The sequence below is a fragment of the Neglectibacter sp. CSJ-5 genome, from assembly GCF_032490475.1.
GTDB classification, from domain to species: Bacteria; Bacillota; Clostridia; order Oscillospirales; family Acutalibacteraceae; genus Hominenteromicrobium; species Hominenteromicrobium mulieris.
On record NZ_JAVYJC010000001.1, the window covers coordinates 343,948 to 360,605 of the forward strand.

Consider the following 16,658-nt stretch of genomic DNA (forward strand, 5'->3'; position numbering starts at 1 on the left):
AAGATGAGCAAACCGACATTTCAACAGAAAACAAAGTTAATGGCGAAATTGTTTGATTCCGGCTGTAATACGGAAAAGAAACTACAACAGCTTGATATGGAGAGTATTTTGAAGATTCCGGGTATCACGATACCGGATATGGCACTCATCATCGAACTTCAGAAAGAAACCAAAGCCAACAAGCTGTTCTCATATTTGGGAGGTGGAACGGATGAACAGTCAGGAACATAAGGAAAACAGTATCCGCTTTATTGACAGTAGATATAACGAGAAATTTCGTGTAAATGACGGAGATAAAATCCTGATTCACACAAGAAACGGAACAACACTGGAGCGTGAGTGTAAGTATATCGACGATTATCACACACAAATTGGTTCGGATGTTTTTCATATCTGTGAATTTGCAGAGCTGTGTGAAAGAAACGGTCATACCGTTGAACCAGCCGGAAAGGAAAAGGCGAAACCGGCAAAGAGCAAAGAAAAAGAACGATAAGGAGGTGCAAAAGCAGTGTCAAGAAAATATGAACTCATATCCGAACTCTATGACAGAACCTGTAAGACGGTTGTTTCCAATCCGCAGAACTGGCAGAATTTCTTGCAGTCTGCGTGCAGGAACTACAAGCTGCGATATGATGAGCAGTTGCTTATCTATGCACAGCGACCGGACGCAACAGCAGTTCTTGAGATTGAGCGTTGGAACAGGAGTTTTGGACGATGGGTAAATAAAGGAGCAAGAGGTATTGCGGTTTTTGCCGATGAAAACAGAGCAAGGCAGAGACTTACCCATTACTTCGATATTTCCGATACCCACGAGAGCAGATATTCCCGTCCTGTTCCACTTTGGGATATGAGGGACGAATACACAGACGATGTTATTGAAACGCTTGAAAGCACATTCGGAGAACTGGATAACAAAGTCACTTTGGGCGATGCAGTTATGAGTGCCGCACAAAATGCCGCCGAAGATAATTTGCCGGATTATCTTAATGACCTCATATATGCTTCCGAGGACAGTTTTTTAGAAGGACTTGACGAAACGATGATTGCAAGTCTGTATAAAAAGGTTGTCACAAACAGCGTGGCATATATGATGATGACAAGGCTTGGGATTGATACCGGAGAATACTTTGAAGCCGATGATTTTCGAGATGTTACCAATTTCAATACGCAGGATACGATGAATGCTCTGGGATTTGCCACAAGCGACATTGCAGAAATGGGACTTACGGAAATCTCAAAGACAGTGATGGCACTGAATCGTCAAAATCGCATAATTGAAGCAAACAGGCAATCGGAATACAATAAAGACATCAAAGACGAAAGGAGCAGCGATTATGAACGAGATAACATATACGATGGTCGGGGATTACAATCTTCCGAACCTGACTCTGCCCGAACAGCCGGAGGTAATTCAGGGCAAATGGTCGCAGATGAGGAGAACTTATCTGAAAGAACACCACAAGGTTCAGTATTACAATCTCCTGACGAAAGGGATACTGAGCAGTCACCTGTCGGAAGTTCAGCAGAGGGCGACCGAACTGGAAGAAACGCTTATCAGACAGATGGCACAACAAGAGGGACTGACGGAGCAGATGAAAGCGGACGATATGATGAAGTGGGTTCGCTTGATGAACAACATCAGGAACTCGGCACAGGAAATCGTGAAGGAACAGATAATATTCATTTAGAATATTATGACAGAAGTAACGAGGATAAGAGCCTACCGTTTTTCGGTAGAGATGATACTATAAGAGAAATACTCGGTACTACACCGCATTTGTCGGTTTCACTCGAAGATATTAAAGACTTCTATGAGAGAAATACCGATAGCGATACCAGAACCGAATATATCAAGAGTATCTTCAATAACGATTATACCGAACTCACATTGCAGGACGGCAGAACGGTAGGTTACAAGACATTTCAAAATGTTTTGCACCTTTGGGAAGGTCATTATGACAGTAGAACTGCACAGAGTTTTTATAACTGGAGCGTGATTGCACAGCATTTTGAAGCAATGCGGCTTTTGGGAGAATTAAATGACAGAATGAAACCGCTACCGTCGGCAGACGGACAGATGAGTTTCATATTAGGCGGTCAGGCAGAGGAAGACAAAACCTCTGCCTTTACTTTTTCTCAGGAGATTATTGACACAGTTCTGACTCGTGGAAGTGGCGTTTATGAAGGTAAAATGCGTATCTATGAGCAGTTTCAAAAGAGTTTATCTTCAAAAGAAAATGCAGACTTTCTCAAAAACGAATACGGTTGGGGAGGTTCTTACCCTGTCATTATCGGTGCAGGTATTGATGAAAACCACGACGGGAAAGGCATAACTCTTTCAAGAGGATTTGGAAACGACGCACCGAAATTCACTCTTAAATGGACACAGGTGGAAAAGCGTATCGGAGAGCTTATCCGTGCAGACAGATACTTAAATCCAAAGGAAAAGGAGCAGTATCCGCAGTGGCTTGAGAAGCAGGAAGCACGACGGGCAGAAATCGAGGAGCAGAAAAGAAACCGTGAAATTCTTTCTACTGCACCACCTGAAGAAGTGGAGCAGACAAATGATGACATTATCGGTAAGGAAGTTGTGATTGACGACCGTCGATTTGTTATTGAAAGCGTCGGTAAAATAAGCGGCGATGTTTCTATGCGAGATGTCACTTTTGAGGACAGCGTAGGTTTCCCGATTAACCGTATAGAGAAGATTGATTATGTCCGCAGTCTGCTTGCAGAGCAAACACAGGAACAGCAATTACCTGATACCCGATATGAATATCATCTTGGAGACACGGTATATATCGGTGCTTCGGAGTATGAAATCTTATCTTTTGATGATGAGAGAGTAATGCTTTATGATACAGAAATGCCACTGTTCAACAAGGAGTTTTCAAGGGGAGAATTTGACCGCAAAGTGCAGGAAAATCCGCTGAATGACCACTTGAGGGTAACGGTATTACCTGCCGCAGAAAAAGCCGATACAGACGAAAATATCACGCATAGTGATACCGATACTGAACAGAAAATAGATTATGAGGATGAATTTTTCATTAACAGAGAACAGGAAAGCGTTATTTGGATGTACTTTAATCCGGACAGTAGTGCCGGAGGTCAGTATGTTACAAATACGCTTTCTTTTGATGAAATCAGAAATGCTGCACAGAACTATAAATCGGCAGATGAGTTCTTTGATTACCTTGGCAGTGTCGCAAATCAAACCCTTGCCGATATAGGTACAGAATGGTTTGAAGAAACAGATAAAACTTTCAGGCAGACACCGGATTTTACAGAATGTACGACAGAAACAATGGAAGCACTCATTGAAAATACCGAAAGAAGCGATATGGTAGCAACCAATATTGGTAAAGTACCTATTGAGGACTACCGAGAAATCATTGCAAATCAGAATGGCTTTGACAGCTACGACGAGATGTATAACGAGGGCATTCGTATCGGCAACGGGTATGATAAAGAGCCTGAACCGATAAAACCGCAGTGGGAGAATAAAACGAGCAAGGTTAAGAGTTTTGATTTGCACCCGGATATTCCGATGGCAGAGAGAAATACTTTTGATTTGCGTTCCAATCCGGTAGAGCCGGCAGGCAAGAAAGAACGCTTTCGCAGGAATATGGGAGCCATAAAGGTTCTGAAGGAATGTGAGTTTGAAAACAGATTTGCCACACCCGAAGAACAGCTTATTTTGTCGAAATATGTCGGCTGGGGAGGTTTGTCCGAAGCCTTTGATGAGAACAATTCGGCGTGGGCAGATGAATTTGTTGAGTTATATACCGCACTCTCTCCCGAAGAGTATGCCACCGCAAGAGAAAGCACACTGACTGCCTTTTATACTCCTCCAGAAGTTACCGACGCTATCTACAAGGCTATGGAACAGATGGGATTTAAGGAGGGCAACCTGTTAGAACCGTCCTGCGGTATTGGTAACTTTATCGGTATGTTGCCGGAGTCAATGAAAAATACAAAGATTTACGGTGTGGAACTTGATACTGTTTCGGCAGGAATTGCACAGCAGCTTTATCAAAAATCGTCCATTGCAGCACAGGGTTTTGAAGAAGTGAATGTACCGGACAGTTTCTTTGACGGAGTTGTGGGTAATGTTCCGTTTGGCGATTTCAAAGTACTTGATAAGAGGTACGATAAGTACAATTTCCTTATTCACGACTACTTCTTTGCCAAGTCTTTGGATAAATTAAGACCCGGCGGTGTGATGGCACTTGTTACAAGCAAAGGCACGATGGATAAAACAAATTCGTCGGTCAGAAAATATATCGCCCAAAGAGCCGACCTTTTGGGAGCAATCAGATTGCCGAATGACACTTTTAAGGGCAATGCCGGTACGGAAGTTGTATCGGATATTTTATTCCTGCAAAAGCGTGACAGGCTCATAGATATTGAACCCGATTGGGTACAGCTTGGCACGAATGAAAACGGTATCACGATGAACTCGTACTTTGTAGAGCATCCTGAAATGATACTGGGCGAGATGAAAACAGTAAGCGGTCGCTTCGGAGAAGAAGTAACCTGCGTACCTTTTGAAAACGCAGATTTATCCGAATTGTTATCGGAAACGGTAGCAAATATTCACGGAGAAATCAACGATTATGAAGTGGAAGATGAACTCGAGGAAGAAGACAATTCTATTCCGGCAGACCCTACGGTAAGGAATTTTTCTTACACAGTGGTGGACGACAAAATCTATTTCCGTGAGAATTCTCGTATGACTCCGGTGGAGGTGTCGGCAACCGCCGAGAACAGAATCAAGGGTATGATTGCGGTTCGTGACAGCGTTCGCAACCTGATTGAACTGCAAACGGAGGACTATCCGGATGAAGAAATCAAAGCCGAGCAGTCAAAACTCAACAGTCTTTATGACAGTTATACTAAGAAATACGGACTGATTAACAGTCGAGCGAATATCTCTGCTTTCAGCGACGACAGTTCCTTTGCCCTGCTTTCGGCTCTTGAAGTCATTAACGAAAACGGAGAACTGGAACGCAAGGCGGATATGTTCTTCAAGCGTACAATTAAGCCGCATAAGCCGGTAGAAAAGGTAGATACCGCCAGTGAAGCACTTGCTGTTTCTATGGGAGAAAAAGCCGGAATTGATATGGAGTATATGTCAAAACTCACAGGTAAAAATGAAGAAACACTCTATCAGGATTTGAAAGGTGTTATCTTCTTAAATCCGCTTCACGGGTACGGGAATGTAACCGAGGCAAAGTATTTGATGGCAGATGAATATCTCTCCGGTAATGTCAGGGAGAAACTTATCACAGCAAAAAAATCTGCCGAGGTGTATCCTGAAGATTACAAAATCAATGTGGAAGCACTGGAAAAGGTTCAGCCGATAGACCTGACTGCAAGTGAGATTTCCGTAAGGCTCGGTGCTACTTGGCTACCGCAGGAGGTAATCCAGCAGTTTATGTTTGAGTTCCTTGATACACCGAGATATGCACAGTGGAATATAAAAGTTCACTTCTCTCCCTATACGGGCGAATGGAATATCGAGGGTAAATCCTATGACCGTTCCAATGTCAAAGCGTATAGCACATACGGCACAGGTCGTATCAATGCCTACAAGATAATTGAGGAAACGCTGAACCTGAAAGATGTTCGTATCTTTGATTATATCGAAGATGATGAGGGCAGGAAAAGAGCTGTCCTTAATAAAAAGGAGACGGCAATCGCACAGGCAAAGCAGGAACTTATCAAACAAGGTTTTCAGGATTGGATATGGGCAGACCCTGACCGCAGAGAGAAACTCACGAAGATGTATAACGAAAAATTTAACAGTATCAGACCTCGTGAGTATGACGGAAGCCACATCACATTTAGTGGAATGAACCCGGAAATCACATTAAGGGAACATCAGAGAAATGCGGTTGCACACATTCTCTACGGTGGAAATACCTTGCTTGCACACGCAGTCGGGGCAGGCAAGACCTTCGAGATGGTAGCGGCATCGCAGGAGTCGAAAAGACTTGGACTATGTAATAAGTCGCTGTTTGTTGTACCGAATCATCTGACGGAACAGTGGGCGGCGGAATACTTGCAGCTTTATCCGTCAGCAAATATACTGGTTGCAACGAAGAAGGATTTTGAAACAAAGAACCGTAAAAAGTTCTGCGGAAGAATTGCAACCGGTGATTATGACGCAGTTATTATCGGACATTCTCAATTTGAGAAAATTCCGATGTCGATTGAAAGGCAGAGGGCAATTCTTGAACAGCAGTTGAATGAATTGACGGAAGGAATTGCAGAACTAAAGCGTAACCGAGGAGAAAACTTCTCTGTCAAACAGCTTGAAAAATCAAGAAAATCCGTCAAGCAAAAGCTCCAAAAACTCAACGACCAAAGCAGAAAGGATGATGTTGTAACCTTTGAAGAATTAGGTGTGGACAGGCTTTTTATTGACGAGAGCCATTACTACAAGAACCTTTATCTTTACACAAAAATGCGTAATGTGGGTGGTATTGCTCAGACAGAAGCACAGAAATCTTCCGACCTGTTTATGAAGTGCCGATACCTTGATGAGATTACCGGCGGACGAGGAACAGTATTTGCGACAGGTACGCCTATTTCAAACAGTATGGTGGAACTCTATACCATACAGCGATATTTGCAGTACAACACTCTTGTAAAAAACGGATTACAGCACTTCGACGCTTGGGCTTCCACATTCGGAGAAACGGTTACGGCAATAGAACTTACACCGGAGGGTACGGGATACAGAGCGAAAACACGCTTTGCTAAATTCTATAACCTGCCTGAACTTATGGCGATGTTCAAAGAGGTTGCAGACATTAAAACAGCCGATATGCTTAATCTTCCTGTACCGGAAGCAGAGTATCATAATGTGTCGGTTGAACCGTCCGAAATGCAGAAAGAAATGGTTGCCTCCCTTGCAGAGCGAGCCGAGAAAGTTCGTGGCGGAGGTGTGGATTCAAGCGTAGATAATATGCTCAAGATAACAAACGACGGAAGAAAACTTGCCCTTGACCAGCGTATGCTAAATGCTATGCTGCCTGATTTTGAAAACAGTAAAATCAATGCCTGCGTTGATAATGTGTACCGCATTTGGGAAGAAAACAAAGATAAAAAGTCAGCACAATTAGTGTTCTGCGACTTATCGACACCAAAGAATGACGGAACATTTTCTGTCTACAATGACATCAGAAAGAAGCTCATAGAGCGAGGTGTTCCCGAAAGCGAAGTCCGATTTATCCACGAAGCAGAAACCGATGTGAAAAAGAAAGAACTGTTTCAGAAAGTTCGTAAAGGAGAGGTCAGAGTGCTGATGGGTTCGACTCAAAAGATGGGTGCCGGCACGAATGTTCAGGACAGGCTTATTGCACTTCACGATGTTGATTGTCCTTGGCGACCGGCAGACTTGGAGCAACGCAGTGGTAGAATTATCCGTCAGGGCAACTCAAATCCAAAGGTGGAAATCTATCGTTATGTTACAAAGCAGACCTTTGACGCATATCTTTATCAGCTTGTTGAGGGTAAGCAGAAATTCGCTTCACAGATTATGACGAGCAAATCTCCGGTTAGAAGTGCGGAAGATATTGATGAAACCGCACTGTCTTATGCCGAGATTAAAATGCTTGCCACCGGCAATCCATATATCAAGGAAAAGATGGATTTGGACATTCAGGTACAGAAATTGAAACTGCTAAAATCCAATTTCTTATCTGAAAAGTACAGCCTTGAGGACAAGATAATTAAATATTACCCGCAGCGTATCACTTCTCTTGAGAATCGCATTAACGGTTTGACAGCAGATGTAGAAACTGCAAAACAACACCCGAAACCAACAGATGACCGCTTTGTCGGAATGGAGGTTAAGGGTGTTTTTTATTCTGAAAAGGCGGACGCAGGTAAAGCAATCATTGAAGCCTGCAAGGAGATGACAAGTCCTGCACCAGTCCCTCTCGGCAAGTACAGAGGATTTGAAACGGAACTGTCTTTCGATACGACGGAGCGTTCCTATTGCGTAACGGTCAAAGGAGAAACCAGCAAACAGGTATCGCTTGGCGATGATGTTTTCGGTAATATCACTCGTATTGATAATACGGTTGAGCGTTTTGTAGACGACCTTGAAAAAGCAAAGGACAGTCTTGCTGATACGAAAAATCAGTTTGAAACCGCACAGAAAGAAGTGCAAAAACCGTTTGTGCAGGAAGAAGAATTGAAGTCGAAACTCGCCCGTTTGGACGAGCTGAATATCCTACTCAATATGGATAAAAAGGAAAATGAAATTGTAGGCGGCGAGCCTGATGAGGGCGAATCCACCGAGAAGCGAAAGGAGAAGTCGTATGAAAGATAAGGAAGAAATGTGAGGTGGTCAGTATGCCATATATAGCACCGGAAGTCATAATCGAAGCAAAGAGAATGGATTTGCTGACCTATCTTCGCACCTATGAACCGGGCGAACTTGTCCGTTATAGTGGTAACACTTACTGTACCAGAGAACACGACAGTTTGAAGATTTCAAACGGGAAATGGATGTGGTGGTCGAGAGGTATCGGTGGCAAATCTGCCCTTGACTATCTTATCAAAGTCAAAGGACTTGATTTTGTAGAAGCGGTTGAAACCATTATGGGACAGTGTGCTGTTTCTGCTCCGGTCTATGAAAAAGAAAGCCGGAGTTATGAAAATCAGCAGCTTCTTTTACCGCAGAAAAGTCCAAGTAACGATGTGGTTACGCAGTATCTTTTCAGTCGAGGGATTGATTATGAAATCATAAACTACTGTCTTGATAAGGAACTTATCATTGAGTCACTGCCCTATCACAATGTTGTTTTTATCGGTTATGACGAGAAAAAAGAAGCAAAGTATGCCGCATTTCGGGCAACAAACAGCAGTCGTATTATGGGCGACTGCACCGGAAGCAAGAAGCAATATTCTTTCAGGCTGACAAATGAAGAAAGCATAGAGGTACACCTGTTTGAATGTGCTATTGACCTGTTATCCTATGCCACATTAGCAAAGATGGAGGGCAGGGATTGGCACAAATTAAACCTTATTTCTCTCTCCGGCGTGTATTCGCCTAACAGAGAAACGGAAAAGTCCAAAGTGCCGGTTACACTGAAAAATCTGCTTGAAAAGAATAAGAACATTAACCGTATCGTGCTTCATTTTGACAATGATATTGCCGGAAGAAAGGCGGCAAATGCATTGAAAATTAAATTAAAAGACAGATACGAAGTCGTTGACGATCCGCCCAAGTGCGGGAAAGATGTCAACGACTTTTTGTGTATCAAATTAGGAATTTCAAAGAAAAACGAAAGGAGTTTTGAGAGATGAGCGAAAAAATAAATGTACTTCTCATTGAGCCGGGTAAGTATCCGAAACAGATTGAGATTGAGGATACGCTGGAAGCAATGCAGGAAACCGTAGGCGGATATATTGAGGAATATATGCCTTTTGATGATGAAATTGCAATCGTTTGTAACGAAGAAGGAAAGATGAACGGTGCGGAATTAAACCGTGCAATCTACTCCAATGATAAGGAAATCCTCGACATTATTGCAGGCAAATTCTTTATCGCATACGCACCGATTGAGTCGGAGAGTTTTCTTAGTATGCCAAAGGATTTGATGAAAAAGTATGAGGATAAGTTCCGGTATCCGGAGCGTTTTTATCAGACGGACAAGGGCGTTGAAGCGAAAGCATATAAGCCAATTTCAAAAGATATGGAGCGATAAAAAGACAGACGATGGGGCAACCCGGAGAGTCTGCATATTCTTAGCGAGCAGTGTATTTGGATAGCACACTACCAAATACCTCGTTAGGGGTTGCCCCTAATACCCCAAGAGAAAGGAGAACGCTATGCGTGAGATAGCATTGGTTGCCGTCGGTGTAATTGCCGGCGGCTTTATCGGAGTCACTTTTATGTGTCTGTTTCAGATAAATAAGGATAGACACTATATCATCACAAGAAAGGATGGCACAGAAAATGAGGAAAAGAAACATTCAGAAGATTGTTAGGTTCAGTCGAGATGAAGCACAGGATTTACAGAAGAAAGCAAAAAAGGCTTGCCTGAGTGAAGCCGGACTTATCCGTTTGCTTCTTCGAGGATATGAGCCGAGGGAAAAGCCGGACGAAAGATTTTACGATATGATGCGTGAACTTTCCTCTATCGGAAACAACATCAACCAACTTGCAGTCAAAGCAAATACACTTGGCTTTGTTGACGCACCTCAGCTTAAAAAGGAAGCGGAGCGTTGGCATAAGTTTCAGGCAGATATTGAGCGTACTTATTTAAGACCCGATAAGAGTGAAATGAAATGGCAGTAAGCAAGTTGTGGGCAGTCAATTCAAGGCTTGGTCAGGTTATCGACTATGCTACCAATCCTGAAAAGACGGCGGCAGATATTTATACCGAGGAACAGTATCAGGCACTTGCCGATGTTCTCTCCTATGCAAAGGACGAAGAAAAAACTGAACGGGAATATTTCGTGGAAGGTATCAACTGTAATCCGACCACTGCTCGTGACCAGTTTGTTTCAGTCAAGCAGGCATACGGTAAAGAGGACGGCATACAAGCCTATCACGGATATTTGAGTTTTAAGGAACAAAATATCACACCGGAGCTTGCACAGAAAATCGGGATGGAGTTTGCAAACGAAGTGTGGGGGAAAAGATTTCAAGTTGTTGTTACAACGCACCTGAACACTAAGCACTTGCATTGTCACTATGTAATCAACTCTGTTTCATTCAAAGACGGCAAGCGATGTCAAGATACCTCGTGGTTTAAGTTCAGAAAAGTTGCCGACCGTATTTGTGAGAAATATGGATTATATTACAATCCAAACCCGAATCGCAGTAAGCAATCCTCTTACTACTATAAGCAGGAACAGGCGGGAATGCCGACCAGATATTCTATGGTGCGAGAAGCTATAGATGAAGCGATTGCCCACAGCACAAATATCAGAAGTCTTGACTACGCACTTACACAGATGGGATATGAGCATTGTCTAAGCGAGAGCCGAAAGTATTGGACGATTGTACCGAAAGGGTACACGAAACCCATACGACTTAAAAATCTCGGAGAAGATTATACCGAGGAAGCAATCAGGCGTAGGCTTATGGAAAATCAGAGAGTACGCATAGTTCCGTTCGCAAAGCAGACGGTGGTTATCAGGCAGTACCGATTGCCTACAAGAGAAAACAAAATCAAAAAAGTGGGCGGACTGTATGGCTTGTATCTGCATTACTGTTACAGGCTCGGTTATCTGCCAAAATACAAAAAACAAAATACAGCAAGGCTTTACTATCTTTTGAAAGAGGATTTATTGAAGCTGGATAAAATCACAGCAGAGACAAGGCTGCTCGGACGAGAAAAGATTTCTACGGACGAGCAGCTTTTCTCATATAAAGAGTCGCTGAAAGGTCAAATTAAAACTTTGAATGACGACAGAACGCACCTGCGAAAAAAAGCAAGAACAAAGATGAGTGACGATGAGCTGTCTAAGGTCAAAGAACAGATTTCGACGGTAAGCGATAAAATTCGGGAGCTGAACAAAGAGGTTCGTCTTTGTGACGACATTGCCGAGAGGTCAAAGGTTATGGAGCAGAACCTTGAAACAATCAGAGCCGAAGAAGAAAAACAACAACGAAAGGAGCAAAAGCGAAATGACAAATTCAGGTGACGCAGCCGAACAAGTCGTCAGGTTATCCCTTGAAGGCTTTGAAGTTGCTGCAAGACTTACCGGTTCAGCCGCAAAGAATATCGCAATTCTTCTTGCTTCCGTATTAAAACAGGAAGCAACGCAGGCGAACAAGACAAGAGGCAAAGCCCGTCTTACCAATATGATTAAGTCGGGCAAGGAATTGAAAGTATTTTCCATTCCAAATAAGGATTTGAAGAAGTTTACCGAACAGGCAAAACGCTACGGTGTTCTCTATTGTGTTCTCCGAGATAAGAACACAAGGGGAGATAATGTCCCGATTGATATTATCGCACGTGCGGAGGACGCTTCTAAAATTCAGAGAATCGTTGAGAGGTTTGAACTCGGTAAGGTGGATAAGGCGGCAATCGTAACAGAATCGCAGAAAGCGGTTGAAAAACGAGAAGCCGTGGAAAAAGATAAGCCGACAAAATCCAAGAATGAAATCATCACGGAGGAAGCTGTACGAAAACCACTTCAGAAAGAGGAAAACGCACAGTCAAACCCCACAACCGCCAAAACGGACAAAAACCCTCCGTCAAGGCAAAACTCAGAGCCGGAAGATATGCAAACTGATAAGGGTATTGCTGTTGACAGACAGAAGAAGCCATCGGTTAAAGAGAAACTTGACCGCTATAAGGCTCAGGCAAAACAGCAAAAAGAAGCAGAACGCAAAGAGCCGGAAACAGATAAGGCAAAGCATCCTTCTGCACCGAAACAGACGGTACACCAACAGCCGAAAACAAAATCAAAGAAACCGAAAGAGAGGTAATTACAATGACAGAAAATTTTACTCCTGCAAAAGCAGGCACTCAGCGACCGAGACTTTCCAAAGAGGAATATGCCGAAAAGAAACGAGCCGAGAAAGACGGTGTGTATCAGCTTGCGGATGAAGCGGCGAAAGAGATTGTATCTTCGCCGGAGAAATTCAAAGCGTTCCTTGATACGCAGAGCCGACTTGACAGATATTCGGCAGTCAACGCACTTTTGATTTACAAGCAGTATCCGCAGGCGGTACAGCTTAAAGATTTTGATGACTGGAGCAAAGAGAACATTAAAATCACAAAGGGTGCTAAGAGCATTTCCATTCTTGAACCGGTGGAATATGCAAAGCGTGACGGTACAACAGGCATTTCCTACAATGTGAAGAAAGTGTTTGATGTGGCACAGACCAATGGAAAACGACCGCCTGCACCGACAGCTAATCGTGACCCGAAAGCACTGATTACCACAATGCTTGATTCCTCGCCTGTGAATGTGGAAGCGACAAACGACCTCCCTTATCCGAATATGGCGGCGTTCTATAACAATGAGGAACAGACCCTGTATGTAAAGCGTGATGTGGGAGACAGCGTAGCGGTTGCTCAGTGTGTGGCACAGGAACTGGGACACGCACAGCTTTCCATCAACAGCGACAGTTACAGTCGTTCCGATATGGGATTTCAGGCGGTATGTATCGGATATATGCTTTGCAAGAAGTACGGTATTGATACACAGAATTTTGCCATTAACCGTATTCCGGATAAGCTGGCAAACAAAGAGCCGAAGGACATTCGTTTTGAACTTTCCAAGACGAGAAATGCGATGACGGATATTCATTCCCGTGTATCAGACGAACTGTACAAGAAAAAGCAGGCACGCACAAAAGATTATGAAAGATAAGAGGTACAGATATGGCGAAAGAAGAACTTTACCATATAGCGTTGGATGATTATGAACACGGTATCGTTATCCGTTCTCTCAATGATGAGAAAACAGATTTAATGAACGAGGGTAAATCAACCGATGCTGTGGACGACCTGATTATCAAGGTCGGGACTGCCCCAAAGAAAAAATTCAAGGTTATCGAAAAGGAACGCTCCGGCGATGCGAGATAACGAAAGACAGTCTGCGATTATTCTTTCCGTCATCGGTATTGTTCCGGTTGTGTGGCTGGCACTTCTCATAGCTCCGTCAGTTAAAGGCGGATTGCCAGAGATATTGCCGAGCCTGATGAATGTATTTAACAATCCGTTTCATATAGAAGTTTGTGAGGACAGCGTAAAAACTGTCCTCATTTTGCTTTTGTGCTATGGAATTGGTATCGGGATATATTTCTCCACACAGAGAAACTACCGCAGGCGGGAGGAACACGGTTCTGCAAAATGGGGCAATGCAAGAGCCGTGGATAAGAAGTACAGACAGTCTCCGTACTCCGATAACAAGCTGATGACGCAGAATGTCCGTATCGGATTGAATGCGAAAAAGCACAGACGAAATCTGAATACACTGGTATGTGGCGGTTCCGGTGCAGGTAAAACAAGATTTTACTGTAAGCCCAACCTTATGCAGTGCAATACCTCTTTTGTAATCCTTGACCCGAAAGGCGAAATCTTGAGGGATACGGGAAAACTTCTTGAGAAAAAAGGATATGAGGTCAGAGTTCTTGACCTTATCTCTATGGAAAAGAGCCACTGTTACAATCCTTTTGTGTATCTTCAGAACGACAACGATGTGCAGAAACTTGTAACTAACTTATTCAAAAGCACCACGCCAAAGGGCAGTCAGTCCCAAGACCCGTTTTGGGACACTTCAGCTTCTATGCTCCTTTTGGCGTTGGTGTTTTATTTACACTATGAAGCACCGGAGGAAGAACAGAACTTTGCAATGGTTATGGAAATGCTCAGAGCCGGTTCGATTGAGGATGAGGAAGATACAAGACCATCTCCTCTCGATGAATTATTTGCAGAGCTTGAGATGAACAATCCCGACCATATTGCTCTAAAGTATTACCGTTCCTATCATTCCGGTTCGGCAAAGACACTGAAATCCATTCAGATAACGCTTGCCGCAAGGCTTGAGAAATTCAATCTTGAAAGTCTTGCTTCTTTAACTTCGGCAGACGAGTTAGACCTGCCCTCTATGGGCGAGAAAAAAGTTGCTCTGTTTGCCCTGATACCCGATAACGACTCCAGTTTCAATTTTCTGGTGTCGATTTTATATACCCAACTATTTCAGCAGTTATTCTATGCTGCCGACCATATCCACGGAGGTTCGCTTCCCGTTCCCGTCCATTTTCTGATGGACGAATTTGCCAATGTTTCATTGCCGGATGACTTTGACAAGATACTTTCGGTAATGCGTTCCAGAGGAGTGTCGGTCAGTATCATCTTACAGAACTTGGCACAGCTTAAAGCCTTGTTTGAAAAGCAATGGGAAAGTATCGTGGGCAACTGCGATGAATTTCTGTATCTTGGCGGCAACGAGCAAAGCACACACAAATATGTGTCGGAGCTGCTTGGTAAGGAAACCATCGACACGAACACTTACGGTAAGAGTTCCGGGCGAAGCGGTAACTACTCCACCAATTATCAGATAAGCGGTCGTGAGCTTCTCACTCCGGATGAAGTGCGTATGCTGGATAACCAATATGCGATTTTATTTATCCGTGGGGAGCGACCGATTATGGATTTTAAGTACGACATCTTGAAGCACCCGAATGTGGCATTGACCACAGACGGAAAAGAGAAACCGTACAAGCACGGAGAAGTGACGATACCGCACTCATCTATTTCCGTTCTTGCCATTGACCCGGATGAGGTTGAGGAAAGCAATTACGGAGAAACCACTTATGAACTTCTGTCCGATGAGGATTTTGAAGTAGATAACAATTTTTAATCACAGGAGGAAATTACAATGAGATTTTTTAAGAAAAACACAGAAAACAAAGCAACTTCTAAACTGCCGATGACCGGAAAAGTCAAGAAAGGCTATCGTGCTTATTGTGTGGCAGTATTGGCGATGACCGTTGTACTCGGCACAGGTGTAACCGCATTTGCGGCGAACGACCCTATCACGGTAGTAAACAATCTGTCCGATTTCATTTTCGGACTTATCCGTGCAATCGGACTTATCCTACTCGGCTTCGGTATCGTGCAGGTCGGACTTTCTTTGAAGTCCCACGACCCGTCCCAGAGAGCAAACGGTTTTCTTACTCTTGCCGGAGGTATCATCATTACTTTCGCAAAAGAAATCCTTACTCTTATCACAGGCTAAGAAGCAACAGTTATCACGGGGCATACTCGCTAAAACGGGTATGCCCCATTTTTACAAGGAGGTGCGAATGAATGAGCGATAACTGGGTAGTTCAAAACCTCGAAAACGCTCTTGAAACTTGGAACGATAAATTAAGCGAGATATGGCGGCTTTTAACCACAACACCGCAGGATTTCAAAGGCGGAAGCATATGGAATGTGATGGTAACTATTAACGGAGCAGTTCAGGCAATCGGGCTTGCACTATTAGTGCTGTTCTTTGTGGTGGGAGTTGTCCGTACCTGCGGAAGCTTTACCGATGTGAAAAAGCCGGAACACGCACTGAAATTGTTTGTTCGCTTTGCCATTGCCAAAGGTGTCATAACCTACGGTATGGAGCTTATGCTTGCTTTATTCAATATCGTTCAAGGTATCATTTCAACCATTATGACATCATCAGGATTTGGAACTCCGAATCAAACGACGCTCCCATCCGAAATGGTAACAACCATTGAGGACTGCGGATTCTTTGAAAGTATTCCGCTATGGGCAGTGACTCTGATAGGCGGTCTTTTTATTACGGTGTTGTCATTCATTCTGATAATGACGGTTTACGGCAGATTTTTCAAACTGTATATGTATACGGCATTAGCACCGATACCGCTATCTACCTTTGCCGGAGAACCAACGCAGAATGTGGGCAAGAGTTTTATTAAAAGTTACTGTGCGGTACTGCTTGAAGGTGCAGTTATCGTGCTTGCCTGCATAATCTTCTCACTGTTTGCGTCAAGTCCGCCGGCAGTAAACCCGGACGCTGCGGCAGTCACACAGGTATGGTCATATATCGGAGAACTTGTATTTAATATGCTTGTTCTTGTCGGTGCAGTAAAGATGAGTGACCGTATTATCAGAGAAATGATGGGCTTATAACGGAGGTTTTAAAACGAATGG

At 43.5% G+C, this 16,658-nt stretch carries 15 protein-coding genes; all 15 read left to right on the forward strand.

From position 1 onward, the window contains the following. Nucleotides 1–3 precede the first annotated feature (3 nt). The 15 genes from R2K26_RS01575 (at nt 4) to R2K26_RS01645 (ending at nt 16,637) form a co-directional block, all read left to right on the forward strand. Nucleotides 4–231 carry a hypothetical protein gene (locus R2K26_RS01575; RefSeq protein ID WP_055288744.1) on the forward strand — a complete coding sequence of 76 codons (228 nt, stop codon included), beginning with the start codon at nt 4–6 and terminating at the stop codon, nt 229–231. Further along, entirely contained in the window at nt 212–493 is a 282-nt protein-coding gene (locus R2K26_RS01580) for a hypothetical protein (protein ID WP_257275264.1), read from the forward strand. Before R2K26_RS01575 ends, R2K26_RS01580 begins: the two co-directional genes overlap by 20 nt. Before the next feature lie 862 nt (nt 494–1,355). Continuing rightward, nucleotides 1,356–1,688: a TnpV protein gene (locus R2K26_RS01585; RefSeq protein WP_243237820.1), complete on the forward strand. Its 333-nt coding sequence runs from the start codon at nt 1,356–1,358 to the stop codon at nt 1,686–1,688. A 4,169-nt stretch (nt 1,689–5,857) separates the two neighbouring features. Then, the gene (locus tag R2K26_RS01590) at nt 5,858–8,347 is read left to right on the forward strand and encodes a DEAD/DEAH box helicase family protein (RefSeq protein WP_316518887.1); all 2,490 of its coding nucleotides are present in this window, start codon (nt 5,858–5,860) and stop codon (nt 8,345–8,347) included. 23 nt (nt 8,348–8,370) lie between these two features. After that, nucleotides 8,371–9,327, forward strand: a complete 957-nt coding sequence (locus R2K26_RS01595; protein ID WP_316518411.1) for a DUF3991 and TOPRIM domain-containing protein — start codon at nt 8,371–8,373, stop codon at nt 9,325–9,327. Then, complete coding sequence (locus R2K26_RS01600) at nt 9,324–9,728, forward strand: DUF3846 domain-containing protein (protein WP_316518412.1); 405 nt, start codon at nt 9,324–9,326, stop codon at nt 9,726–9,728. Before R2K26_RS01595 ends, R2K26_RS01600 begins: the two co-directional genes overlap by 4 nt. 124 nt (nt 9,729–9,852) lie before the next feature. Next, nucleotides 9,853–10,011 (forward strand): DUF3789 domain-containing protein, encoded by a 159-nt coding sequence (locus tag R2K26_RS01605; RefSeq protein ID WP_002587801.1) that lies wholly within the window; start codon nt 9,853–9,855, stop codon nt 10,009–10,011. Next, entirely contained in the window at nt 9,980–10,321 is a 342-nt protein-coding gene (locus R2K26_RS01610) for a plasmid mobilization protein (protein WP_316518414.1), read from the forward strand. Before R2K26_RS01605 ends, R2K26_RS01610 begins: the two co-directional genes overlap by 32 nt. Beyond that, nucleotides 10,312–11,676, forward strand: coding sequence for a relaxase/mobilization nuclease domain-containing protein (locus R2K26_RS01615; protein ID WP_316518415.1), 1,365 nt, complete (start codon nt 10,312–10,314; stop codon nt 11,674–11,676). The genes R2K26_RS01610 and R2K26_RS01615 overlap by 10 nt, the downstream gene beginning before the upstream one ends. Further along, on the forward strand, nt 11,660–12,466 hold the full coding sequence (locus tag R2K26_RS01620) for a PcfB family protein (protein WP_089135573.1): 807 nt from the start codon (nt 11,660–11,662) through the stop codon (nt 12,464–12,466). The genes R2K26_RS01615 and R2K26_RS01620 overlap by 17 nt, the downstream gene beginning before the upstream one ends. 5 nt (nt 12,467–12,471) lie before the next feature. Further along, the gene (locus R2K26_RS01625; protein WP_316518416.1) at nt 12,472–13,356 is read left to right on the forward strand and encodes an LtrC-like protein; all 885 of its coding nucleotides are present in this window, start codon (nt 12,472–12,474) and stop codon (nt 13,354–13,356) included. Between the two features lie 11 nt (nt 13,357–13,367). Then, the gene (locus tag R2K26_RS01630; protein ID WP_002587806.1) at nt 13,368–13,571 is read left to right on the forward strand and encodes a hypothetical protein; all 204 of its coding nucleotides are present in this window, start codon (nt 13,368–13,370) and stop codon (nt 13,569–13,571) included. Next, nucleotides 13,561–15,351 carry a VirD4-like conjugal transfer protein, CD1115 family gene (locus R2K26_RS01635; protein ID WP_316518417.1) on the forward strand — a complete coding sequence of 597 codons (1,791 nt, stop codon included), beginning with the start codon at nt 13,561–13,563 and terminating at the stop codon, nt 15,349–15,351. The genes R2K26_RS01630 and R2K26_RS01635 overlap by 11 nt, the downstream gene beginning before the upstream one ends. Nucleotides 15,352–15,369: 18 nt before the next feature. Further along, on the forward strand, nt 15,370–15,729 hold the full coding sequence (locus R2K26_RS01640) for a hypothetical protein (RefSeq protein WP_002587808.1): 360 nt from the start codon (nt 15,370–15,372) through the stop codon (nt 15,727–15,729). Nucleotides 15,730–15,800: 71 nt separating this feature from the next. Beyond that, nucleotides 15,801–16,637, forward strand: coding sequence for a hypothetical protein (locus R2K26_RS01645; protein ID WP_316518419.1), 837 nt, complete (start codon nt 15,801–15,803; stop codon nt 16,635–16,637). The last annotated feature ends 21 nt before the right edge of the window (nt 16,638–16,658 follow it).